Genomic DNA, 21383 nt, shown 5'->3' on the forward strand with positions numbered 1-21383 from the left:
TCCTTTATTGATTCAACATCAAATGTACTTCACTTCAAGTACTTCGTATTCACGCAAACCACCAGGTGCCTGCACGTGGGCCACATCGCCCTCGTATTTGCCAATCAGCGCGCGGGCTGTGGGGCTGGAAATGGAAATCAGACCCGATTTGATGTCTGCTTCGTCGTCGCCAACAATTTGATATTCCACAGTGGTACCGGCTTCAATGTCTTGCATTTTCACTGTCGCACCAAACACCACACGGCCTTCAGCGTCCACATTCGTGGGGTCGATGATCTGGGCATTGCTCATCTTGCCTTCAATTTCCTTGATGCGCCCTTCGATAAAGCCCTGCTTTTCCTTAGCAGCATCGTATTCCGCGTTTTCGGACAGGTCGCCCTGTGCACGGGCTTCAGAAATTGCGTTGATGACCTGTGGACGATCCACGGTTTTCAAGCGGTGCAATTCCTGCTTCAGCTTTTCAGCACCTTTAACGGTCAATGGGATAGTGGCCATAAATTCAATTGTTCCTGCAAATGGAAAGCCGCCTGATAGCAGACATTGCTACAAGACGGCTTAATAAGGTTCAGACAGGCAGATTAAGCGGAGAGTTCCGCATGCAGGCTTTGAACGCTGTAAACGTCCATTGCTCCGAGGTGTTTCATGCCCTCGACTGAAGCCAGTGCACCTGCCATTGTTGTAAAGATCGTAACACGAGAACTCAGCGACGTGGTTCGAATGTACCGGCTGTCGTTGATGGCACTGCGGCGTTCTTCCACCGTGTTCACCACCAGCTGCACTTCGCCGTTTTTCAACATGTCGACAATGTTCGGGCGGCCCTCAAGCACTTTGTTCACCACCGTGCATTCAATGCCGCCAGCCGCAATTGCTGCTGCCGTGCCCTTGGTTGCAATAATCTTGAAGCCCAGCTCAACCAGGCCCTTGGCCAGTTTCACCGTGTGTTTCTTGTCTTCGGTCTTCACGCTGATGAACGCGGTGCCGCCTTCGGGCAACTTGACCGATGCAGCCAACTGCGACTTCACAAACGCTTCGCCGAAAGTACGGCCCACGCCCATGACTTCACCTGTGGACTTCATCTCAGGGCCAAGAATGGTGTCAACGCCCGGGAACTTCACGAACGGGAACACCGCCTCTTTCACCGAGAAGTACTTGGGCACCACTTCGCCCTTCACACCTTGCGAAGCGAAAGTCTGGCCTGCCATGCAGCGCGCAGCAATTTTTGCCAGCTGCAAACCGGTGGCCTTGGATACGTAAGGCACGGTGCGTGAGGCACGTGGGTTCACTTCCAGCACGAACACATTGTCGTTTTGAATCGCAAACTGCACGTTCATCAAGCCGACCACGTTCAAGGCCTTGGCCATCACTTCCGACTGGCGCTTCAACTCATTCACCATTTCAGCCGACAGGCTATAGGGTGGCAAACAGCAAGCAGAGTCGCCGCTGTGTACGCCGGCTTGCTCGATGTGTTCCATCACGCCGCCGATCATCACGGTGTGGCCATCGCACAGGGCGTCCACGTCCACTTCAATTGCGTCGTTCAGGAAACGGTCGAGCAGTACCGGGCTGTCGTTGCTGACTTTGACCGCTTCGCGCATGTAACGCTCAAGGTCTTTCTGCTCGTGCACGATTTCCATGGCACGGCCACCCAATACGTAACTGGGGCGAACCACCAAGGGGTAACCAATTTCCTGGGCGTGTGAAATGGCTTCCGCTTCAGTGCGTGCAGTGCGGTTTGGCGGCTGGCGCAGGTTCAGCTTGGTCAGCAGTTTCTGGAAACGCTCGCGGTCTTCGGCAATGTCAATGCTTTCAGGGCTGGTACCAATAATCGGCACGCCATTGGCTTCCAGTGACTTGGCCAGCTTCAGGGGCGTTTGGCCACCGTACTGAACAATCACGCCTACCGGCTTTTCAATGGCCACAATTTCCAGCACGTCTTCAAGCGTCAATGGCTCGAAATACAAGCGGTCGGATGTGTCGTAGTCGGTGGACACAGTTTCCGGGTTGCAGTTGACCATAATGGTTTCATAGCCGTCTTCACGCAGCGCCATGGCCGCATGCACGCAGCAGTAGTCGAACTCGATGCCCTGTCCAATGCGGTTTGGGCCACCGCCCAATACCATGATCTTTTTCTTGTCAGTGGGCGCAGCTTCGCATTCCTCTTCATAGGTGGAATACATGTACGCCGTGCCGGTTTTGAATTCCGCAGCACAGGTGTCCACACGCTTGTACACGGGGCGAACATTGTGGTGGTGGCGCAGCTTGCGAATTTCAGCTTCGGACGTGTCCAACAGGTAAGCCAGGCGGCGGTCTGAGAAACCCTTGCGCTTGAGCAAACGCAGCACGGGTTCAGTCAGGTCGGCCAGTGTCTTGGTTTCCAGTTCCAGTTCGGTGTCGACGATGTCTTGAATCTGAATCAGGAACCAGCGGTCAATCTTGGTCAGCTGGTGCACTTCTTCCAGACTGAAGCCTTGGGCAAACGCGTCGCCCACGTAGAAAATACGTTCCGGGCCGGGTTCGCCGAGCTCACGCTCAATCACTTCACGGTCGGTTGTTTTCTGGTTCAAGCCATCCACGCCCACTTCCAGGCCGCGCAGGGCTTTCTGGAAGCTTTCCTGGAAAGTGCGGCCCATGGCCATCACTTCGCCCACACTCTTCATCTGTGTGGTCAGGCGGTCGTCTGCAGTCGGGAATTTCTCGAATGCGAAACGTGGAATCTTGGTGACCACGTAGTCGATTGAAGGCTCGAACGACGCTGGGGTCAAGCCACCAGTGATGTCGTTCTTCAGTTCATCCAGTGTGTAACCAACTGACAGCTTGGCGGCCACTTTGGCAATCGGGAAGCCGGTTGCCTTGGAAGCCAAGGCAGACGAACGCGACACACGCGGGTTCATTTCAATCACGATCATGCGGCCATTAGCCGGGTTGATCGAGAACTGAACGTTGGAACCACCGGTGTCTACGCCAATTTCACGCAGAATCGCGATGGACGCATTGCGCATCAACTGGTATTCACGGTCGGTCAGGGTTTGTGCGGGGGCGACGGTAATGCTGTCGCCGGTGTGCACGCCCATGGGGTCCAGGTTTTCAATGGAACACACGATAATGCAGTTGTCTGCACTGTCGCGCACCACTTCCATTTCATATTCTTTCCAGCCAATCAGGCTTTCTTCAATCAGCAGCTCGTTGGTGGGCGATGCTTCCAGACCACGGCGGCAAATTGTTTCGAATTCTTCCGCGTTATAAGCAATGCCACCGCCCGTGCCACCCAGTGTGAAGCTTGGGCGAATAATGACCGGGAAGCCGTTGCTGCCAACCTGCTTGGCAATACTGGCTTGTACCTCAAGGGCTTCTTCCATGGAGTGGGCCACACCACTTTTCGCGGAATCCAGACCAATGCTGGTCATGGCATTCTTGAACTTCAAGCGGTCCTCGGCCTTCTCGATGGCTTCTTCTTTCGCGCCAATCAATTCCACGTTGTACTTGGCCAGCACGCCGTGCTTGGCCAGGTCAAGCGCGCAGTTCAGCGCGGTTTGACCACCCATGGTGGGCAATACGGCATCGGGGCGCTCTTTTTCGATAATGCGCTCAACAACCTGCCAGGTGATGGGTTCGATGTAGGTGACATCGGCCATTTCCGGGTCGGTCATGATAGTGGCCGGGTTGCTGTTGACCAGCACCACTTTGTAACCTTCTTCGCGAAGCGCTTTACAGGCTTGGGCACCTGAGTAGTCGAATTCGCAGGCCTGGCCAATCACGATTGGGCCGGCACCGATGATCAGGATTGTTTTTAGATCGTTACGCTTTGGCATAACTTCCCTTTAATTTTAAAGATATCAATACGGTTCAAACAGGTGTGCACAAGAAGCAATTAAGCCTTGGCTGCCTTGATGTCTGAAATAAAACGGTCGAACAGTTCTGCCAGGTCATGCGGGCCGGGGCTTGCTTCAGGGTGCCCCTGGAAGCAGAAAGCCGCGCGGTCTGTACGTTCAAGGCCCTGAATAGAGCCATCAAACAAGGACACATGCGTCACACGCAAGTTGGCAGGCAATGAATCTGCATCCACCGCAAAACCATGGTTCTGGCTTGTAATGGCCACACGCTTGGTTTTCAGATCCTGCACAGGGTGGTTGGCACCGTGGTGACCGAATTTCATTTTCAATGTTTTCGCACCGCTGGCCAGTGCCATCAACTGGTGACCCAAACAAATGCCGAATACCGGCAACTTGGTTTGATCAAGAATGTGCTTGATGGCGGAAATGGCGTAATCGCAAGGCTGGGGATCGCCTGGGCCGTTGGACAAAAACACGCCATCCGGGTTCAAGGCCAATACCTGTTCAACCGGAGTTTGAGCAGGCACCACGGTGACACGGCAACCGCGCTGGGCCAGCATGCGCAAAATATTGCGCTTTGCACCGTAATCGAAGGCCACCACGTGGTGGGGGCGCTCACCGGTCTGGAAGTGAGGCACCTCAGAGGCAATACCCAAGGCCCACTCGCCTTCAGTCCACTCATGAGGGGCTTTGCAGGACACGACCTTCGCCAGGTCCATGCCAGCCAGGCCGGGGAAGCCCTTGGCCAGTTCCACAGCGCGCTCGGCGCTGAAGGTTTCGCCGCTGTCTTCAGTCAGCAGGCAACCATTCTGGGCGCCCTTTTCACGAAGAATGCGGGTCAGCTTGCGGGTGTCAATACCAGCAATGCCGGGCACTCCGTGCTTTTTCAGGTAATCGGCCAAAGGCATGGTTGAACGGAAGTTCGAGACCAGTTCGGGCAGGTCTTTGATGACAAGGCCCGACAAATGCAAGCCATCGGACTCTTCATCCTGCGGGTTGGTGCCCACGTTGCCAATGTGAGGGTAGGTCAGGGTGACAATTTGGCGGCAATAGGAAGGGTCGGTTGCAATTTCCTGGTAGCCCGTGAGCGATGTATTGAACACCACTTCACCCACTTGCGTGGTGGGGGCGCCAAAAGAAATGCCCTCGAATACTGTGCCGTCTGCGAGCGCGAGCAAGGCGCGCGGATGGGCGCTTGCGACTAATTTCGACAAGGGAAACTCCAATAGATGCGACAAAGCACCCGGGGACAAATTACACCCGCGCAGGCTTTTTGCCTAAGAATCATTCAGCTAACCGCGAATTATACCCGGAACAGGGCCTTCCGGCCACACCGAAGTGTGGCCTTGCGCCAATTTAGGACTTGGAGTTTGCATCCAGCCGACGACCATACCAGCACAATGCCGCTACGGTGACGTACATCAACAGGCCGTACACTACAACCGGCACGGCAATTTCTGCGTTTTGCAGCAAGGAAAGGGCAATGGTTAGCCCCAATGTGGAGTTTTTGACACACATTTCAATCGACACGGTGAGGCTGTCACGGGCGTTCAGCCCGCTGATCTTGCCACCTAGCAGGCCAAGTGCAACAGATGCAAAGTTCAGGGCCACAACTGGAATCCAGGCCTGCGCAAACCAGCCAGGCATGTTGTCAGACTCGCTGATTGCGATCAGGGCAATAATGGCAACCAACACCAGCACGGCAAATTTGTTGATGGCAGGCTCAAACTTCTGGGACAGTTCCGGCTTCTTCGCACGGATGAACATGCCAATGCACACCGGGATGATCACAATCACCATCATGGTGATCAGGGTTTTCAGAAATGGCAATTCAAGCTGTGCGCCCTCCCCCACGAACATGGGCAATGCATAGGCCATGTAAAAAGGAATGGTCAACACAGTCAGCAGGCTGGCCAGTACGGTCAAGGTGATTGACAAGGCCAGGTTGGCCTTGGCCAGGTAGGTAAGCACATTCGACGTGGTGCCACCGGGCATGACCGCAGAAAGAACAAGCCCCGCCGCCATGACACCACCGCCAAACAAGCCACCAATTGCAAAACCCAGCAAAGGCACGCCCACCAGTTGCAACACCGTACCTACAACAACGCCTTTGGGTTGCTCACGAATTCGGCGGAAGTCATCGACCGTGAGGCTAAGCCCCATGCCGATCATGATGATGAAAAGCGAAACCGGCAAACCGATCGTGATGTATGTGTTACCTAGCATTGTGTCTCCGCAGTAGTTTTTTCTTGTTCAGTTAATGTAGCCCAAGCAAGCCAACTGCGCAGTCAGCATATTGACGTTCATTCACGCTTTTTTGAACTCAGCCCGAACAGCTTCTTCAAGAAAATCGGCCACAACCCGGGCTTTGAGCGACAACTGGCTGCCAGGCCCCGGTGGAAATACCAGGTACATGGGCAAACCACCGTGGGCCGGGTTGTCGCAATACCAGTCCTGAAGAATTTCGACCAACTCTCCTCGGGCCAACGCACCCTGCAGCATCCAGTCGGCACTTCGCCCCAAGCCCAAACCAGCCTGAATGGCACGCACCACCATCATGGGGCTGGAACAGGTGAGCCACGATGCAACGCGGTGTTTCTGGCTGAGCCCTTGATCATTGCGCGGCCAGAATTCCCATTCCTTGAGATCACCACGCTGCGAGAATGCGATGCATTGGTGGCGTGCCAGGTCGGCAGGACTTTGCGGCACACCATGCTTTTCGAGATAGGCCGGGGCGGCATAGAGCTTGCGCCAGATGGTTGCAATTTTTCGCGCACGCAAGGAAGAATCCTGAAGCGGGCCCATGCGGACTGCGATATCAAACCCCTCTTCTACAATCAGGGCATTGCGGTTGGACAAATCCAGTTGCAAATGCACATCAGGGTATCTTTCATGAAATTCCGGCAAACGGGGGGCCAGTATTTTTTCACCAACAATGACAGGAAGGCTGACACGTACCACGCCTTGAGGCTTGCCGCTTTGCAGTTGGGTCAATGCGTCGCGAGCAGCTTGCTGATTTTCAAGCATTTGGCGCGCATACAGCTTGTAGGTTTCACCTGCTTCAGTAATTTTGACTTGCCGGGTGGTCCTGTTTAGCAAACGAACATTCAAGTGCGCTTCAAGCTGGGCGATTGAACGGCTTATGCTGGATGGATTTTCACCCTTGAGCTTGGCTGCGGCGGCAAAACTGCCCCCGTTCACCACCATCAGGAAAGTTTCTGCGGCTTGAAGTTCATTGAAATTGTTGCTCATCGTGCAAGAGTGTTATTCACTTACGGTGATTTATTTGCACAATGTACATCAATACCATGACTTCACACCATCGAAAAGGAGTGTGAATCATGAACGAATGGCCTGAAAACCTGAACAGCCTGGATTTGAACTGGAGCCTGATTGGCACAGCAAACAGAGTGATCAAAAACTCAATATTTGGGCTTGCCTTACTAACCGTAATTGGTTTTGCTCAAGCCACCGAGTTACCCACGATCTTGGTGACACAAACGGCGGACTGGGTGGACTTTTCCGGATGGTTTGCCGATGGCGTGATTGGTGGTTTTGACGCTGCTGGCGCGAATGTTGGTGCTTGGTGAGGTGGCTTGAATCACTAAAGAAGAACAAACAAATGCCGGCAAAGTCAGATTACACAAATGTAATTGGGTGGTATCCGCTTCGTCATTCGGAGGAATGCAAACTTGGTTCAGTGCAAGACCGCACTGAACCCTGAAAACCGGAGAACGATATGAATACGCTCACAAATGTTTGCATTGCTTTGACTTTGGGTACTGCCTCAACCGTGACATTTGCCGCCAAGAGCGGAATGCCCGACAAAAACTGCACTACCCAGCCCAAAAACGTTACATCCGAGCCGGCTGTAACGGCAGGGAATCAGGATGCGGTGCTCAGTGCAATCGCAAAGGCCATGCGTGGCGTGTGAAGGAAACACTAATCGCGAACCTGTACCGGTGGCCACCGCCACCAAGCCACCACAACAGCGAAGGCAAACAGGGTGTAAGCGAGGGTGAATACCCAACGGGGTGCCTGGTAAAAGAGTATGCCATGCACCCAGTACTGAATGAAGCTGCCAAGGTAGTTGCCCTGCCCCGCCTGAATGCGCAGCCAGTTTTCCAGGGTGGTGAGGGGGCATTCAATGCCCAGCCAGCTTTCAGCAACCACGATGCCAATTGCTAGCAGGTGCAGTGCTCGAAACCACCAGCCATTGACCCACCGCCAATGCACAGCGTTGCCCACTGCGATCAGCAGCAAGCCCGCGACAACGAACAGCACGATGGCGAAATGAACCAGCAACACCGCGTCAGCAAGAAATGAATAATTCATTGGCTCAGCATAAACAAAAAGCCCCTCACAGGGAGGGGCTTTTTGAATTCAACAAAGATCAAAGCGATTTAGAAATTGGCAACAGCCATTTCTGTCACGGCTTGATAACCATTGACGATACTGTCGCGTAGGCCAGGTACTGCATTCAGCACATGGTCAGCGAAGAAGCGTGAAGTCAAAATCTTGTCGCTGTAGAAACTGTCTGTTTCACCAGCCTTGATTTTGGCTTCAGCGGCCAACAGGGCACGGGCCATTTGCCAACCGGCCACGGTTGTGCCCGCAAGCTTCAAATAAGGCACTGAACCTGCAAACACCGCATTGGGATTGCCTTTCATGTTGTCCACCACGAACTGTGCTGTGTCCAGGAACGCAGCACGGGCCGCATCCAGGCGGCCTGCTACAGCCTTTGCATGAACAGAACCTGACTCATTCAAGTGAGCTACTGTGCGTGCAATTTCAGCGCACAGGCCTTTCACCATGGCACCGCCATCGCGTGAAGTTTTGCGACCCACCAGGTCGTTGGCCTGAATGGCGGTCGTGCCTTCATAAATGGTCAGAATCTTGGCATCGCGGTAGTACTGCGCTGCACCTGTTTCTTCAATAAAGCCCATGCCGCCGTGAACTTGCACGCCGGTGGATGCGACTTCAATGCTCATCTCTGTAGACCAGCCCTTGACCAGCGGCACCATGAACTCGTAAACGGCCATGTTCTGCTTGCGGGTTGCTTCGTCTGAGTGAAAGTGTGCTGCATCGTACGCGGCACCAGCCACGCAGGCCATTGCACGTGCTGCTTCCACTTGCGCACGCATGCTCATCAACATGCGCTTGACATCGGGGTGGTTGATAATGGCCACGGCTTCGTTGGCGGAACCATCAACGGGACGTGACTGAACGCGGTCGTTGGCGTAACGCACAGCCTGCTGGTAGGCACGCTCGGCAACACCGATGCCCTGCACACCCACCTGGAAGCGGGCTGCGTTCATCATCACGAACATGTACTGCAGGCCCTTGTTTTCTTCACCAACCAGGTAGCCGATTGCGCCCTTGCCCACTTCGCCCTTGTCATCGCCATACAACAGCACTGCTGTTGGAGAGGCTTTGATGCCCAGCTTGTGTTCGATGGATGCGCAGTACACGTCGTTGCGCTTGCCCAAAGAACCGTCGCCATTCACCAGGAACTTGGGAACAACGAACAGGCTGATGCCCTTCACGCCTTCAGGCGCATCGGGGGTACGGGCCAACACCAAGTGGACGATGTTCTCGGCCATGTCGTGTTCGCCGTAAGTGATGTAAATCTTCTGGCCGGAAATGCGGTAAGTACCATCACCCTGCGGCACGGCCTTGGAACGAACCATGGCCAAGTCTGAACCGGCTTGTGGCTCGGTCAGGTTCATGGTGCCGGTCCATTCACCGGAAATCATTTTGGGCAAATAAGTTTCTTTCTGTTCCTGGCTACCTGCCACCAACAGTGCTTCAATGGCACCGTCGGTCAACAAGGGGCACAGCGCAAAGCTGAGGTTGGCTCCGTTAACCATTTCCATGCAAGGTGTTGCCACCAGCTTGGGCAAGCCCTGACCTCCAAATTCAGAAGGGTGCTGCAGACCTTGCCAGCCCTGCTCACCAAATGCCTTGAAAGCTTGCTTGAAGCCTTTGGCTGTGGTTACAACGCCGTCTTTCCAGTTGGCGGCTTCCACGTCGCCCGACCAGTTCAATGGGGCAACCACTTCGCTGGTGAACTTCGCGTTCTCGTTCAGAACCGCATCCACGGTTTCCTCGGTTGCGTCTTCACAACCGGGCAACTGGGATACCTGATCCAGACCTGCCAATTCCTTCAACACAAACATCATGTCTTTGACTGGGGCGTTGTAACTCATTGTCGTCTCCTGATACAGCTTTGCGTGTTTTGATTGCTTACAGTTTTTCGGTCAGTTGGGGTACAACCTCAAACAGGTCGCCCACCAGACCGTAATCGGCCACACCAAAAATTGGTGCTTCGGGATCTTTGTTGACAGCAACGATCACCTTGCTGTCTTTCATGCCGGCCAAGTGCTGAATGGCACCGGAAATACCGAAAGCCATGTACAACTGGGGCGCCACGATTTTGCCGGTTTGGCCAACCTGCCAATCGTTGGGTGCATAGCCTGCATCAACTGCAGCGCGTGATGCGCCAATGGCAGCATTCAACTTGTCAGCCAACGGGTTCAGCACGCTGAAGTTTTCAGCAGAGCCCATGCCACGGCCGCCGGAGATGATGGTGCCTGCGGCTGTCAACTCAGGACGGTCGCTCTTGGCCACTTCTCGGCTTACAAATGTGGACTTGCCGGAATCGGGAGCAGCACTCAGGTTTTCAATAGCAGCCGAACCACCTTCTGCTGCAACTGGATCAAATGCGGTTGTACGCACAGTGATCACCTTGGTTGAGTCGGAAGACTGAACCGTGGCAATTACGTTACCCGCATAAATTGGGCGTGTGAATGTGTCTGCACTTTCAACGCTGATGATGTCGGAAATCTGTGCAACGTCCAGCTTGGCCGCAACACGTGGCAACACGTTTTTGCCCACGCTGGTTGAAGGAGCCAGAATGTGGCTGTAGCTAGCAGCCACGGCCAGAATCTGTGCGGCCAGGTTTTCTGCCAACTGGTCGCCCAGTGAATCGGAATCGGCAACCAGGACCTTGGCCACACCCACTGCCTTGGCAGCGTGTTCAGCAGCAGCGCCACAACCCTTGCCGGAAACCAGCACGTGGATGTCGCCACCAATTTTTTGGGCCGCGGCGATGGTGTTCAGCGTGGCGGGCTTGATGCTTTGATTGTCGTGTTCTGCAATAACGAGTACTGACATGATTTGTGCTCCTATATTCCCTGTGTTAGATCACTTTCGCTTCGTTCTTCAGCTTGTCTACCAGCGTGGCCACATCGGGCACGGTGATACCGGCTGAACGTGTGGGCGGGTCGCTCACTTTCAGGGTTTTAATGCGTGGATCCACATTCACGCCCAAATCAGCGGGCTTGATGGTGTCGATCTGTTTTTTCTTGGCTTTCATGATGTTGGGCAGGGTCACATAACGTGGCTCGTTCAAGCGCAGGTCGGTGGTAACAACCGCTGGCAAGCTCAGGCTCACAGTTTCCAGGCCGCCGTCTACTTCACGTGTTACATTCACTTTGCCGCCTTCTACAACCACTTTGGAAGCAAATGTGCCTTGTGGCATGTCGGCCAGTGCAGCCAGCATCTGGCCGGTTTGGTTGCAATCGTCGTCAATGGCTTGCTTGCCCATGATGACCAGATCAATGCCTTCTTTTTCAACAATGGCTTTCAGGATTTTGGCCACGGCCAAAGGCTGCAATTCCACGTCGGTTTCAACCAGAATGCCACGGTCGGCACCGATGGCGGCAGCTGTACGCAATGTTTCCACGCACTGGGCCACGCCACAGCTCACCGCGATCACTTCAGTGGCCACGCCAGCTTCTTTCAAGCGTGTGGCTTCTTCAACCGCGATTTCGTCGAAGGGGTTCATGGACATTTTGACGTTGGCAATATCTACGCCAGAACCATCGCTTTTGCAGCGAACTTTGACGTTGTAATCGACTACGCGTTTAACGGGTACCAGGATCTTCATGCAAGCCATCCCTTTTGTTGAAATTGGAGAATAGATGATTGGATTATACGAAGCGTTTTTATAAAAAACGCACGATCGTTCGATTTTTCATAGAGTCTACACTCTAAGGGCCGTTCTGTCGAGGCAAGGAATTGACAGAATCAGCCAATTTCACTCCATTTTACTGATTCAGTTTTACCCAGCCAAAGCCTCGACATGGGCGTAAACAGAATCGGCCAGTGCCTCCAGCTCGTAGCCGCCCTCCAGCGTACTGACCAGTTTGCCGTCGCAATACTCCTCAGCCACACGCTTTAGAAAACCGGTTATCCAGCCATAGTCTTCGGTGGTCAATTGAAGGTCTGCCAGCGGATCACTTTCATGTGCATCAAAGCCCGCCGACACCAGCACAAGCTGCGGTTTGAACTGATCGATAGCATCCACCCAATGCTTTTGAATGGCCTGCTTGATTGCTTCACGCCCACCACCCGGCTGTATGGGGCAATTTACCATGTTGCTTGCACCATCCAACCCGCCACTGAATGGGTAAAGCGGCGACTGAAAAATACTGCACATCAACACCTTGGGGTTGTTGGCAAATGCATGTTCGGTGCCGTTTCCATGGTGCACGTCAAAATCAACAATCAGCACGCGTTCCAACCGGTAGGCGTCCATGGCATGTTGCGCCGCAATGGCGACGTTGTTGAACACACAGAACCCCATGGCCTTGTCGACACAAGCATGGTGGCCGGGTGGTCGCACCGCACAAAAGGCATTGTTCACCGCGTGCGCCATGACCAAGTCAACAGCATGCACACAAGCACCCGCCGCGCGGCGGGCGGCATCCAGAGAAAACTCGGACAAGGTGGTGTCGCCGTCAATGTCGATGTTGCGCTTCAAGGGGAAACGCGCCTTGATACTTTCAACATACGCAGGCGTGTGCACAGCCGTGACGGCTGGCCAAGACACTTCGGGCGCCTCGCAGTGCACAAGGCGCGACCACAAATCCGAGGCCTCAAGCTTTTGCCGGATCACCTTCAAACGGGCCATGCTTTCCGGATGGCCCAAACCCGGATTATGCAAGGCGCAATCGGCATGGGAAATATAGGCTGTGGTCATGGCTCAGGCCAAATCCACAGGCAAATGCTGGGTTATAGTGGGGCCAAGACCTGTCAACAACAGCAAAAGCACACAGGGCTTGTACCTGCCACCTCTGACTACCCAAATACCGGACATGCTGATTCCTTTTGAAACTGCTCGCAGACTTGTTAAATCCATTGCCTCCATTCTAATCAGCACAGCGCTTTACACTCAAGCGGCACATGCCCAAGACACCACTCGGGTGAATTTTTCTGAACGGGAAGCTGCTGTTTCCATGGCCCAGCGTCTTCAGGAAAAAGAAGGCATTGCAATTGCGGATACCCTCGCCTTGCTGAAACAGGCGGAGCTGCTGCCAAGGGTTGTACAAGCCGTCAAGCCTCCAAAAACCAAGGGGGTACGCAATTGGGACACCTACCGCAGCCGCTTTGTGGAACCCATTCGAATTCGAAAAGGAATGGCATTCTGGAATGAAAACCTGGAAACCTTGAAGCAAGCCGAGGCCAAGTACAACATTCCGCAAGAAGTGATTGTGGCCATTATTGGCGTGGAAACCATTTACGGGGAACACATCGGGAATTACCGCGTGCTTGATTCACTGGCCACGCTGGCCTTTGCGTACCCGGAAGGGCAAAAAGATCGATCCGGTTTTTTCTTGAGTGAACTTGAGTCATTCATTGCCCTGTGCAACAAAACCCACCTGGACGCGCTGGAAGTCAAAGGCTCGTATGCCGGCGCCATAGGTTTAGGGCAATTCATGCCCAGCTCATGGACTGCCTATGCGGTGGATGGCGATGCCGATGGCATTGTTGACCTGTTTCACAGCCGGAAAGATGCCATTTTCAGTGTGGCCAACTTCCTGAAAGTGCATGGCTGGGAAAGTGGCAAAGCCACACGCGTGCTGGTGGACATTGAGCACGCAGACAACCTGGCTGAACTGCTGGCACCCGATATCGTGCCCACCTTTACTGCGGCTGCCATGCAGCAAAAAGGCCTGAAACTGAACGGTGAAACACTGCCTGATGAAAAGCTGGCTCTGATTGAACTGGTTCGCGGCGAAGGTGAATCAGCTTACGTGGTAGGTGGCCAGAACTTCTTCGTGGTGACTCGGTACAACCGCAGTTCCTTCTATGCCAATGCCGTTCTCGAATTGAGCGAAGCATTGAAGCTGAGAAGGGACATGCTGAACTGAGCTTTAACTAAGCCGGAAAAACCCCAGTGGACAGGTAACGATCGCCCCTGTCGCACACGATGAACACGATGGTAGCGTTTTCCACTTCTTCGGCAATTTTCAAGGCGATGTGCGCCGCACCGGCCGCTGAAATGCCGCAGAAAATACCCTCTTCTGCCGCCATTTTGCGAGCCATTTCCTCAGCCTCAGCTTGGGTAACCTGAACCACGCGGTCTACGCCAGCGGGTTTGTAAATTTTCGGCAGGTATTCCTGGGGCCACTTGCGAATACCGGGAATTTGAGACCCTTCACTGGGTTCAGCACCGATAATTTGTACATTCGGGTTTTGGCTTTTCAAGTAACGCGACACGCCCATGATGGAACCTGTGGTGCCCATGGCGCTCACGAAATGAGTGACCTTGCCGGCGGTGTCTCGCCAGATTTCAGGTCCGGTGGTTTCAAAATGGGCAAGCGGGTTGTCCTCATTGGCAAACTGGTCAAGAATCACGCCCTTGCCCTGATCCCGCATTTGCTCGGCCAAATCTCGCGCATATTCCATTCCGCCTTTTTGGGGCGTCAATACAATTTCTGCACCAAAGGCCCGCATGGTTTGACGGCGTTCAATGCTGAGGTGTTCCGGCATGATCAGCACCATGCGATAACCACGAATGGCAGCTGCCATGGCCAGCGCAATGCCGGTGTTGCCCGAGGTGGCTTCGATCAAAGTATCGCCGGGCTTGATATTTCCACGTGCCTCGGCATGCTTGATCATGGAAATCGCCGGGCGGTCTTTGACAGAACCTGCCGGGTTATTGCCTTCAAGCTTGCCCAGAACCACATTGCCACGGCTTGCATTGCCTTGGCCCGGCAGGCGTTGCAGTTGCACCAGTGGGGTGTTGCCGATGGTGTCTTCGATGGTGAGGTATTTCAAAGCCGGATCACTTTTAACAAAGGTAATCCGGCTATTTTACTGCGCTTGAAGCGGGTGTGCCCATTGGCAGCACCCAATATGAGACGCTCAGTGTGGGTGCACAACGCCATCGCGCAAGGCGGGGCGATGTTCAATCCACTGCGGAATCAGGGAAGCAATAATCATCGTGAACAGGCCAAGTACCATGCCCAACAACTGGGGCGGCCAAATTTCACTGGGGAAGAAGTTTTTGGCAATCAACCAGCTGCTGATCCCCACGATGATTGAACACACCGCGCCTTGCGAGGTGGCCCTTTTCCAGTACAGACCAAACACCAAGGGCACGAATGCGGCGGCCAGCGTAATTTCATAGGCGCTTTCAACCATTTCAAAAATGGAAGAATCGCTGTTGATGGAAAAGGCCACCACAATGATTGCAAATACAAACACCGACACCCGCATGGTGAGCAACAGGGCCTTGTCGTCCATCTTGGGAAACGCCACCTTCACGATATTCTCGGAAAACGAAACCGCTGGAGCCAGCAAAGTGGCACTGGACGTACTCATGATGGCGGAAATCAGCGCACCGAAAAACACGATTTGTGCAAACACCGGCGTGTGGTTCAACACCAGGTTGGGCAACACCATTTGGGAATCTTCCGTGACCATGGCGATGAATGTGGCCGGGTCGATCATGATGGCGCCATACGCCAGAAACACGGGAATGAAGGCAAAGAAGAAGTAAAGCGAACCACCCAGTACCGCACCACGCACCGCTGTTTTTTCATTCTTGGCGGAACTGATGCGCTGGAAAATGTCCTGCTGGGGGATGGAGCCAAATGCCATGGTCAGGAATGCCCCCACAAAGGGAACCCACATGACGTAACTGAATTCTTCAGGGAAAAACTGCAGTTTGCCCGCCGCTTCTGCATGGGCCACCACTGTGCCCACACCACCAGCCAGGTCAGCGACGATCCACATGATGTAAATCAGGCCAGCTGCAATCACAACCATCTGGATGAAGTCGAGAATGGCAACCGATAACATGCCACCAAACACGGTGTAGATCAGCACCACACTGGCGCCGATGATCATGCCCCATTCCCGGGAAATTGCACCATCACTGAGCACGAAGAAGATCAAACCCAGTGCAGTGATTTGAGCGGCAACCCAACCCAGGTACGACACCACGATACAGGCGCTGCAAAACACCTCGACTGCACGGTTGTAACGCACGCGGTAGTAATCGCCCAAGGTCAACAAATTCAGGCGGTAAATTTTGGGAGCGATGAACAAACCGGCCAGAATCAGGCACATGGACGCGCCAAAGGGGTCGGCCACGATACCACTCAAACCCTCTTCCACGAAGGTGGACGAGATGCCCAGCACCGTTTCTGAACCAAACCAGGTGGCAAACACCGTGGCGGTCACGATGGGCAGTGAAAGATGTCGACCCGCCACGGCGTAGTCGGCCGCACTGTGAACATTTCGGGCCACATACAGGCCAATGATTACGGAAACCAGCAAATAGGCAACTACAGAGGCAAGCAACATCGTGAAAACCCACCAGTGAAAGGGAACAATTGCGAATTATAGGCAAGAAACGTGCGCACGATACAGCCCGGGAAGCTTAGTGCCCCACTTAGCCCGCGGAAATCCTAGAACAAACCTTGAGGACCCGCGTGGGCGATCAAAAAAGGCCACAACAAATCCAGCGCAACCAGGCCAAACAGGACAGCCAACATCAACACCATCCAGAACAGGGCCCGATTCAGGCGCTTCTGCTGTTTCACCAGCTGTTCAATTTGACTGTCGACCCGGTTACTGGATTGGGTCAGGTTTTGGTGAAGCAAACGCGGCAAGGCAGGCAGTATTTGTGACCACTGCGCCGCTTCCCACTGCAGGCTGGACTGAAAGCCTTTGAAGCCGATTTGCTGGTGCATCCAGTTTTCAAGATAAGGCTTGGCTGTTTTCCAAAGGTCCAGGTCGGGGTCGAGTTGTCGCCCCAGGCCTTCCACATTCAACAGGGTTTTTTGCAGCAGCACCAATTGGGGCTGAATTTCCACGTTGAAACGCCGTGAGGTTTGAAACAGGCGCATCAGCGCCTGCCCAAGAGAAATTTCCTTGAGTGGCTTGCCAAAGAAGGGTTCGATACAAGCACGAATGGCGGATTCAAGCTCATCGATGCGGGTGCCGGGTGGCACCCACCCTGACTGCACATGCAACTCCGCCACCCGTTTGTAGTCCTGCCTGAAAAAAGCGAGGAAGTTTTGAGCCAGGTATTGCTTGTCCACATCGCTGAGGGTACCGACGATGCCAAAATCAAGCGCAATGTAGCGCCCGAAGTCTTCGGGCTGGTCACCCACGTAAATGTTGCCGGGGTGCATGTCCGCGTGGAAAAAACCATCGCGAAACACCTGGGTGAAAAAAATCTCCACTCCTTCCCGTGACAGCTTTTTCAAATCAATATTGTTTTCGCGCAAGCGATCCAGGTGCGAGATTGGAATGCCGTGCATGCGCTCCATGGTGATCACGGTGCTGCAGCAGTAGTCCCAGTACATCTCGGGAACCCGCAACAGGTGACCGCTGCCCGATGTTGGCGAGAAATTGCGGCGCAACTGTGACGCATTGGCGGCTTCCCGCATCAAATCGAGTTCGTCGTGCAGGTACTTGTTGAACTCGGCCACCACTTCACGCGGTTTCAGGCGCTTGCCATCAGAGGAAATTTTTTCTATCCAGCGCGCGGCTGTTTTCATCAAGGCCAGGTCTTTGTCGATCACATCGATCATGCCGGGGCGCAATACCTTCACCGCCACTTTCTTGCCTTCGTGTTCACCTGCACGAACCACGGCAAAGTGAACCTGTGCAATGGATGCACTGGCCACGGGCGTGTTTTGAAAGTCTACGAACATGTCGTCGATTCGGCGACCAAGGCTGCTTTCGATCAGCTCACGAGCTTTTTCAGAAGCGAATGCAGGCACCTGGTCTTGCAGCTTGGCCAACTCGTCGGCCACATCTTCCGGCAACAAATCACGCCGGGTAGACAGCAACTGACCAAACTTGACGAACAGGGGTCCAAGGTCTTCGAGCGCCCGGCGCATGCGCTCGCCACGGGGGGCCTGCACATGTGAACGCGAAGATATCAGTGTCAGAAACCACTTGGCCAAACCGTTGTTGATCGAGTCTGCTGCGATCAGGAAAAGACCATACTTCCGGGCAACCAATGCAATGCGTGCCAAACGGCGAAGCTTCATGACGGCTCACCTGGCTTTGAACCCGATGTGTTGCCCAGCTTGGCCAGGCGCTTTTCAAGGCGGGCCAGTTCATCACGCAGCTGATTCACTTCACCGCGAAACGCGTCGAATTCGGACGCGGTGGGGGTCATTGATTTTTCATGCACCACGTATTCGCGCAAATTGTTCTTGAAGCGCTGAACCACGTCACGGGCATTGGTACCCAAGGCAGACAGCGTATTCATCACCCAAACCGCCTGTGCATCGCCGACTACGCGAGCCAAATCTCGCTCTGGGTCCCAACTGAGGTCGTTGATCACCGTGGACACCGTTTGGGCAAAGTCCATGTCACCTTCAATGGCAGCCTTTCTGGACATCGCATTGGGGTTACTGACGGCACCCACCAAATCAGACCACTGCATGGTGATCTGCGTGTCCGCAGGGGCCGATAAGCCATTGCTGGGTGCGCTGGGCTGAAAGTAGCCTTGGTCATTGACACGTAACTTGAGCACCACGGGCGCGATGGACAAAGCCAGCACCTTGCCTGATTCTTTCTGCAAACGTGACTTGCTGCTTCGTTGTTGATCCAGAAGATGGTTCAAGACAAGGCACACCATCTGGGTCACTGTGGCGGACATCAAGCCCAAGGGTGCAGACAGAAAGCCGCCTGCCGCCATGGAGCCTTTGGCTTGACCGGCAGAAAGCAGTTTGGAGGCGAACTGAAAAAACAATACGGGGGGACTGGCCAAGGCACACTTCCAACAAACAAAACTTGCTTGAGTGTAACCCAGCCGGGCAAGCCAAGCCCGGCTGGGGAGTTCAAAAATTACAGATTGTGAATGCCTGAAAGCACCCAGCCACCGCCTGACACGGGACGAGACATGATCCAAAGCTCATTGATCTCAGTGGCGTCAGCGTCCTGCTCTTCGCGCAACAGGCCTGTGAAAGCAACTGTAGCAATTTGCTCGTCCACATCGGTTTCAAAACCGATCAACTGGGCATTCAGCGTGACCACATCAGTGCGGTTTACCGCATTGCCACGGGATTCAATTTCCGCACGTAGGTGATCAACCACTTCATCGCTGCAATATTCGCGCAGACCGGCCACATCACCTTGATCAAACACGCCTTGCATGGTGACAAAAAACTTCTTGGCACTGTTCACGAAGTTGGCTTCATCAAAGCCGTGTGGCAAGTCTTTCACTGGCGTTGCAGCAGGCAGCGGGGCATCAAAGGCAGATGAATTACCAAACTGACCGAAACCCTGGTCGCTGCGTGGGGCACCCATGCCAGGTACCGGGTCATTGATCGGGCTTGTATTGCCGGTGACTGAAGCAGGCGCTGTGTAGCGCGGCGCTTCAGGAGACTGGCGATAGCTGTTGTTACTGCTGTTGTTACCATAAGCAGATCCGCTTGCGCCCTGTGCGTTGTAGGCGGGCTGGGGCTTGTTACCCTTTTGACCACGCAACATGCGCACCAGGAATACCACGGCGAACACCAGCGCTCCAACCATCAGCAAAGTGCCCATGAATTCCGCCAAACCCGCACCCATGCCCAGGTGACTAAACAAGGCAGCCAAACCCAAGCCTGCGGCCAAACCAGCCAAGGGGCCCAGGAAGCGATTGCGTGGCGCAGCCGCAGCAGTGTTGCCCGCAGCGGTACCATTGGTGGCTTGCTGCTTGCTCGGTGCGGTACTTGCTGCACCCGAAGGCGAGGCAGGCGGAGATTTCTGGAACTGTGAAGGTGCCGAGCGGCCGAAGCTGCCGCCACTACCCATGCGCTTCGCCTCTGCGTCGCTGGGCAATACACCAAGACTCAAGAAAGCTGCTACCACAGCCATCACCGACAATCGAACTGACCAAACACGGGTATTCAAGGTAAAGCCTCCTGATTTAACAATTATTCACTTGTAGTCTATAGACTTAATCAGGCGAATTTGGTTCCCTGATGCAAGGCAACGACCCCGGCAGTGAAGTTGGTGTACTTCACCTGATCAAAGCCACTGCCCAGCATGATGTTTTTCAGGGTTTCCTGATCCGGGTGCATGCGAATACTTTCCGCGAGGTATTGGTAACTGGCACTGTCCTGTGCAACGATTTGACCAATTTTTGGCAAAACCTGAAAGGAATATAGGTCGTAAGCCGGTGCCAGCAAGGGGTTCACTTTTGAAAACTCGAGCACTAGCACCTTGCCACCGGGCTTGATCACACGGCGCATTTCAGCAAGTGCAACGTCTTTGTGAGTCATGTTGCGCAAACCAAAAGCCACCGTGACCACATCAAAATAATTGTCGGGGAATGGCAGTTTTTCAGCGTCACACAATGCCATTTTTGGCAGATAACCGTGATCAATCATGCGGTTGCGCCCTACGCGCAACATGCTTTCGTTGATGTCGGTCAGCCAGACTTCGCCACTGGGCCCTACCTTGTCGAGAAAGGCCTTGCTCAGGTCGCCCGTGCCACCTGCAATATCCAGCACTTTCATGCCGGGGCGGACACCCGCGGCACGCACGGTACTGGCCTTCCACAGGCGGTGCATGCCACCCGACATCAAATCGTTCATGACGTCGTACTTGGCGGCAACCGAGTCAAAGACCTCGGCCACTTTTTTGGCTTTCTGGTCTTCGGGAACCTTCTCAAAGCCGAAATCGGTAATTTTTTCGTTCATGGGATCAATATGGGACCGGGTTTAATGGCTTGCGCAAGCGCCGCCCTTTTTTTGCTCAAATGGAATGTTTTCAGGTGCGTTGGGCTCGCGGCTTGCGCCTGCATTTTTCATGCGCTCAAGGTAGTCTTCCCAAAGTCCTTCCTGGTTTTCACCCATCCACAGCAGGTACTGCCATGAAAACAGGCCGGAATCGTGGCCATCTGAAAAGAATGGCTTCACGGCATACATGCCCACAGGCTCCAGGTTGTTGATAGTCACCTCTTTCTTGCCCACCTGCAGGGTTTCCTGGCCAGGGCCATGGCCACGCACTTCGGCTGAAGGCGAATACACGCGCAAAAGCTCAAAAGGCAGGTTGAAACAGGCGCCGGTGTCAAACTCCACTTCCAGGACTTTGGACTTTTGATGCACCACGATGCGGGTGGGTACGGGGATGTTGGTGGTTTCCATGCTGCGTAGGGTCTTGGGAATGCGAATCCTCAAGTGTATCTCATCGGGACAGGCCGTGGTTTGTGCGCGGCGCCGTGATTAATTTGATGACGATTCATTC

Annotated in this window: 20 protein-coding genes; 3 read left to right on the forward strand and 17 right to left on the reverse strand. The window is 54.1% G+C overall.

Going from position 1 to position 21383, the window contains the following annotated elements; translation table 11 throughout:
- Positions 1 to 18: 18 nt before the first annotated feature.
- The 5 genes from greA to RGQ30_RS12055 form a co-directional block, all read right to left on the reverse strand.
- Positions 19 to 495 carry a transcription elongation factor GreA gene (greA, locus tag RGQ30_RS12035; RefSeq protein WP_130557989.1) on the reverse strand — a complete coding sequence of 159 codons (477 nt, stop codon included), beginning with the start codon at positions 493 to 495 and terminating at the stop codon, positions 19 to 21.
- An 83-nt stretch (positions 496 to 578) separates the two neighbouring features.
- The gene (gene carB / locus RGQ30_RS12040; protein ID WP_130557988.1) at positions 579 to 3809 is read right to left on the reverse strand and encodes a carbamoyl-phosphate synthase large subunit; all 3231 of its coding nucleotides are present in this window, start codon (positions 3807 to 3809) and stop codon (positions 579 to 581) included.
- A 59-nt stretch (positions 3810 to 3868) separates the two neighbouring features.
- The gene (gene carA / locus RGQ30_RS12045; RefSeq protein ID WP_338284451.1) at positions 3869 to 5044 is read right to left on the reverse strand and encodes a glutamine-hydrolyzing carbamoyl-phosphate synthase small subunit; all 1176 of its coding nucleotides are present in this window, start codon (positions 5042 to 5044) and stop codon (positions 3869 to 3871) included.
- Positions 5045 to 5186: 142 nt separating this feature from the next.
- The gene (locus tag RGQ30_RS12050) at positions 5187 to 6056 is read right to left on the reverse strand and encodes a bile acid:sodium symporter family protein (RefSeq protein WP_130557987.1); all 870 of its coding nucleotides are present in this window, start codon (positions 6054 to 6056) and stop codon (positions 5187 to 5189) included.
- Between the two features lie 81 nt (positions 6057 to 6137).
- On the reverse strand, positions 6138 to 7082 hold the full coding sequence (locus RGQ30_RS12055; protein WP_130557986.1) for a LysR family transcriptional regulator: 945 nt from the start codon (positions 7080 to 7082) through the stop codon (positions 6138 to 6140).
- An 89-nt stretch (positions 7083 to 7171) separates the two neighbouring features.
- Here RGQ30_RS12055 and RGQ30_RS12060 point away from each other — a divergent pair, with 89 nt between their 5' ends.
- Positions 7172 to 7420, forward strand: coding sequence for a hypothetical protein (locus RGQ30_RS12060; protein ID WP_130557985.1), 249 nt, complete (start codon positions 7172 to 7174; stop codon positions 7418 to 7420).
- Positions 7421 to 7569: 149 nt separating this feature from the next.
- Positions 7570 to 7764 (forward strand): hypothetical protein, encoded by a 195-nt coding sequence (locus RGQ30_RS12065; RefSeq protein WP_130557984.1) that lies wholly within the window; start codon positions 7570 to 7572, stop codon positions 7762 to 7764.
- Positions 7765 to 7772: 8 nt separating this feature from the next.
- Here the strand turns inward: RGQ30_RS12065 and RGQ30_RS12070 are convergent, their stop codons facing one another.
- The 5 genes from RGQ30_RS12070 to RGQ30_RS12090 form a co-directional block, all read right to left on the reverse strand.
- Positions 7773 to 8165, reverse strand: a complete 393-nt coding sequence (locus RGQ30_RS12070; RefSeq protein ID WP_130557983.1) for a DUF2784 domain-containing protein — start codon at positions 8163 to 8165, stop codon at positions 7773 to 7775.
- Positions 8166 to 8233: 68 nt separating this feature from the next.
- A complete protein-coding gene (locus RGQ30_RS12075) occupies positions 8234 to 10039 on the reverse strand; it encodes an acyl-CoA dehydrogenase (protein WP_130557982.1) in 1806 nt (601 codons plus the stop codon).
- Between the two features lie 37 nt (positions 10040 to 10076).
- The gene (locus RGQ30_RS12080; protein WP_130557981.1) at positions 10077 to 11006 is read right to left on the reverse strand and encodes an electron transfer flavoprotein subunit alpha/FixB family protein; all 930 of its coding nucleotides are present in this window, start codon (positions 11004 to 11006) and stop codon (positions 10077 to 10079) included.
- Between the two features lie 25 nt (positions 11007 to 11031).
- Positions 11032 to 11781 (reverse strand): electron transfer flavoprotein subunit beta/FixA family protein, encoded by a 750-nt coding sequence (locus tag RGQ30_RS12085; RefSeq protein ID WP_008250324.1) that lies wholly within the window; start codon positions 11779 to 11781, stop codon positions 11032 to 11034.
- A gap of 174 nt (positions 11782 to 11955) precedes the next feature.
- Positions 11956 to 12876: a histone deacetylase family protein gene (locus tag RGQ30_RS12090; RefSeq protein ID WP_130557980.1), complete on the reverse strand. Its 921-nt coding sequence runs from the start codon at positions 12874 to 12876 to the stop codon at positions 11956 to 11958.
- Here RGQ30_RS12090 and mltB point away from each other — a divergent pair.
- Positions 12875 to 14047 (forward strand): lytic murein transglycosylase B, encoded by a 1173-nt coding sequence (mltB, locus tag RGQ30_RS12095; RefSeq protein WP_130557979.1) that lies wholly within the window; start codon positions 12875 to 12877, stop codon positions 14045 to 14047. The genes RGQ30_RS12090 and mltB overlap by 2 nt on opposite strands.
- 7 nt (positions 14048 to 14054) lie before the next feature.
- Here mltB and cysM read toward each other — a convergent pair whose 3' ends face one another.
- From cysM to RGQ30_RS12130, 7 genes are all read right to left on the reverse strand, one after another.
- A complete protein-coding gene (gene cysM, locus RGQ30_RS12100) occupies positions 14055 to 14957 on the reverse strand; it encodes a cysteine synthase CysM (RefSeq protein WP_130557978.1) in 903 nt (300 codons plus the stop codon).
- Positions 14958 to 15044: 87 nt separating this feature from the next.
- Positions 15045 to 16490: a high affinity choline transporter 1 gene (locus RGQ30_RS12105; RefSeq protein WP_130557977.1), complete on the reverse strand. Its 1446-nt coding sequence runs from the start codon at positions 16488 to 16490 to the stop codon at positions 15045 to 15047.
- A gap of 104 nt (positions 16491 to 16594) precedes the next feature.
- On the reverse strand, positions 16595 to 18190 hold the full coding sequence (gene ubiB / locus RGQ30_RS12110) for a ubiquinone biosynthesis regulatory protein kinase UbiB (protein WP_130557976.1): 1596 nt from the start codon (positions 18188 to 18190) through the stop codon (positions 16595 to 16597).
- Positions 18187 to 18918, reverse strand: coding sequence for a ubiquinone biosynthesis accessory factor UbiJ (locus RGQ30_RS12115; protein ID WP_130557975.1), 732 nt, complete (start codon positions 18916 to 18918; stop codon positions 18187 to 18189). The genes ubiB and RGQ30_RS12115 overlap by 4 nt, the downstream gene beginning before the upstream one ends.
- Before the next feature lie 77 nt (positions 18919 to 18995).
- Entirely contained in the window at positions 18996 to 20045 is a 1050-nt protein-coding gene (locus tag RGQ30_RS12120) for a Tim44 domain-containing protein (protein WP_130557974.1), read from the reverse strand.
- 50 nt (positions 20046 to 20095) lie between these two features.
- Complete coding sequence (gene ubiE / locus RGQ30_RS12125; RefSeq protein WP_130557973.1) at positions 20096 to 20836, reverse strand: bifunctional demethylmenaquinone methyltransferase/2-methoxy-6-polyprenyl-1,4-benzoquinol methylase UbiE; 741 nt, start codon at positions 20834 to 20836, stop codon at positions 20096 to 20098.
- Between the two features lie 21 nt (positions 20837 to 20857).
- Positions 20858 to 21283: a gamma-butyrobetaine hydroxylase family protein gene (locus tag RGQ30_RS12130; RefSeq protein ID WP_130557972.1), complete on the reverse strand. Its 426-nt coding sequence runs from the start codon at positions 21281 to 21283 to the stop codon at positions 20858 to 20860.
- Positions 21284 to 21383: the final 100 nt, after the last annotated feature.

Origin of the sequence: Limnobacter thiooxidans, assembly GCF_036323495.1 — a bacterium.
Taxonomy (GTDB): Bacteria; Pseudomonadota; Gammaproteobacteria; order Burkholderiales; family Burkholderiaceae_B; genus Limnobacter; species Limnobacter thiooxidans.

What these genes read in the sequence shown, in the direction of transcription:
- carB (WP_130557988.1), bottom strand. Translation starts at nt 3,809, where the DNA reads ATGCCAAAGCGTAACGATCTAAAAACAATCCTGATCATCGGTGCCGGC.
- RGQ30_RS12050 (WP_130557987.1), bottom strand. Translation starts at nt 6,056, where the DNA reads ATGCTAGGTAACACATACATCACGATCGGTTTGCCGGTTTCGCTTTTC.
- RGQ30_RS12065 (WP_130557984.1), top strand. Translation starts at nt 7,570, where the DNA reads ATGAATACGCTCACAAATGTTTGCATTGCTTTGACTTTGGGTACTGCC.
- RGQ30_RS12080 (WP_130557981.1), bottom strand. Translation starts at nt 11,006, where the DNA reads ATGTCAGTACTCGTTATTGCAGAACACGACAATCAAAGCATCAAGCCC.
- ubiB (WP_130557976.1), bottom strand. Translation starts at nt 18,190, where the DNA reads ATGAAGCTTCGCCGTTTGGCACGCATTGCATTGGTTGCCCGGAAGTAT.
- RGQ30_RS12070 (WP_130557983.1), bottom strand. Translation starts at nt 8,165, where the DNA reads ATGAATTATTCATTTCTTGCTGACGCGGTGTTGCTGGTTCATTTCGCC.
- RGQ30_RS12090 (WP_130557980.1), bottom strand. Translation starts at nt 12,876, where the DNA reads ATGACCACAGCCTATATTTCCCATGCCGATTGCGCCTTGCATAATCCG.
- ubiE (WP_130557973.1), bottom strand. Translation starts at nt 20,836, where the DNA reads ATGAACGAAAAAATTACCGATTTCGGCTTTGAGAAGGTTCCCGAAGAC.
- RGQ30_RS12130 (WP_130557972.1), bottom strand. Translation starts at nt 21,283, where the DNA reads ATGGAAACCACCAACATCCCCGTACCCACCCGCATCGTGGTGCATCAA.
- RGQ30_RS12055 (WP_130557986.1), bottom strand. Translation starts at nt 7,082, where the DNA reads ATGAGCAACAATTTCAATGAACTTCAAGCCGCAGAAACTTTCCTGATG.
- RGQ30_RS12085 (WP_008250324.1), bottom strand. Translation starts at nt 11,781, where the DNA reads ATGAAGATCCTGGTACCCGTTAAACGCGTAGTCGATTACAACGTCAAA.
- RGQ30_RS12105 (WP_130557977.1), bottom strand. Translation starts at nt 16,490, where the DNA reads ATGTTGCTTGCCTCTGTAGTTGCCTATTTGCTGGTTTCCGTAATCATT.
- RGQ30_RS12060 (WP_130557985.1), top strand. Translation starts at nt 7,172, where the DNA reads ATGAACGAATGGCCTGAAAACCTGAACAGCCTGGATTTGAACTGGAGC.
- greA (WP_130557989.1), bottom strand. Translation starts at nt 495, where the DNA reads ATGGCCACTATCCCATTGACCGTTAAAGGTGCTGAAAAGCTGAAGCAG.
- mltB (WP_130557979.1), top strand. Translation starts at nt 12,875, where the DNA reads ATGGCTCAGGCCAAATCCACAGGCAAATGCTGGGTTATAGTGGGGCCA.
- RGQ30_RS12075 (WP_130557982.1), bottom strand. Translation starts at nt 10,039, where the DNA reads ATGAGTTACAACGCCCCAGTCAAAGACATGATGTTTGTGTTGAAGGAA.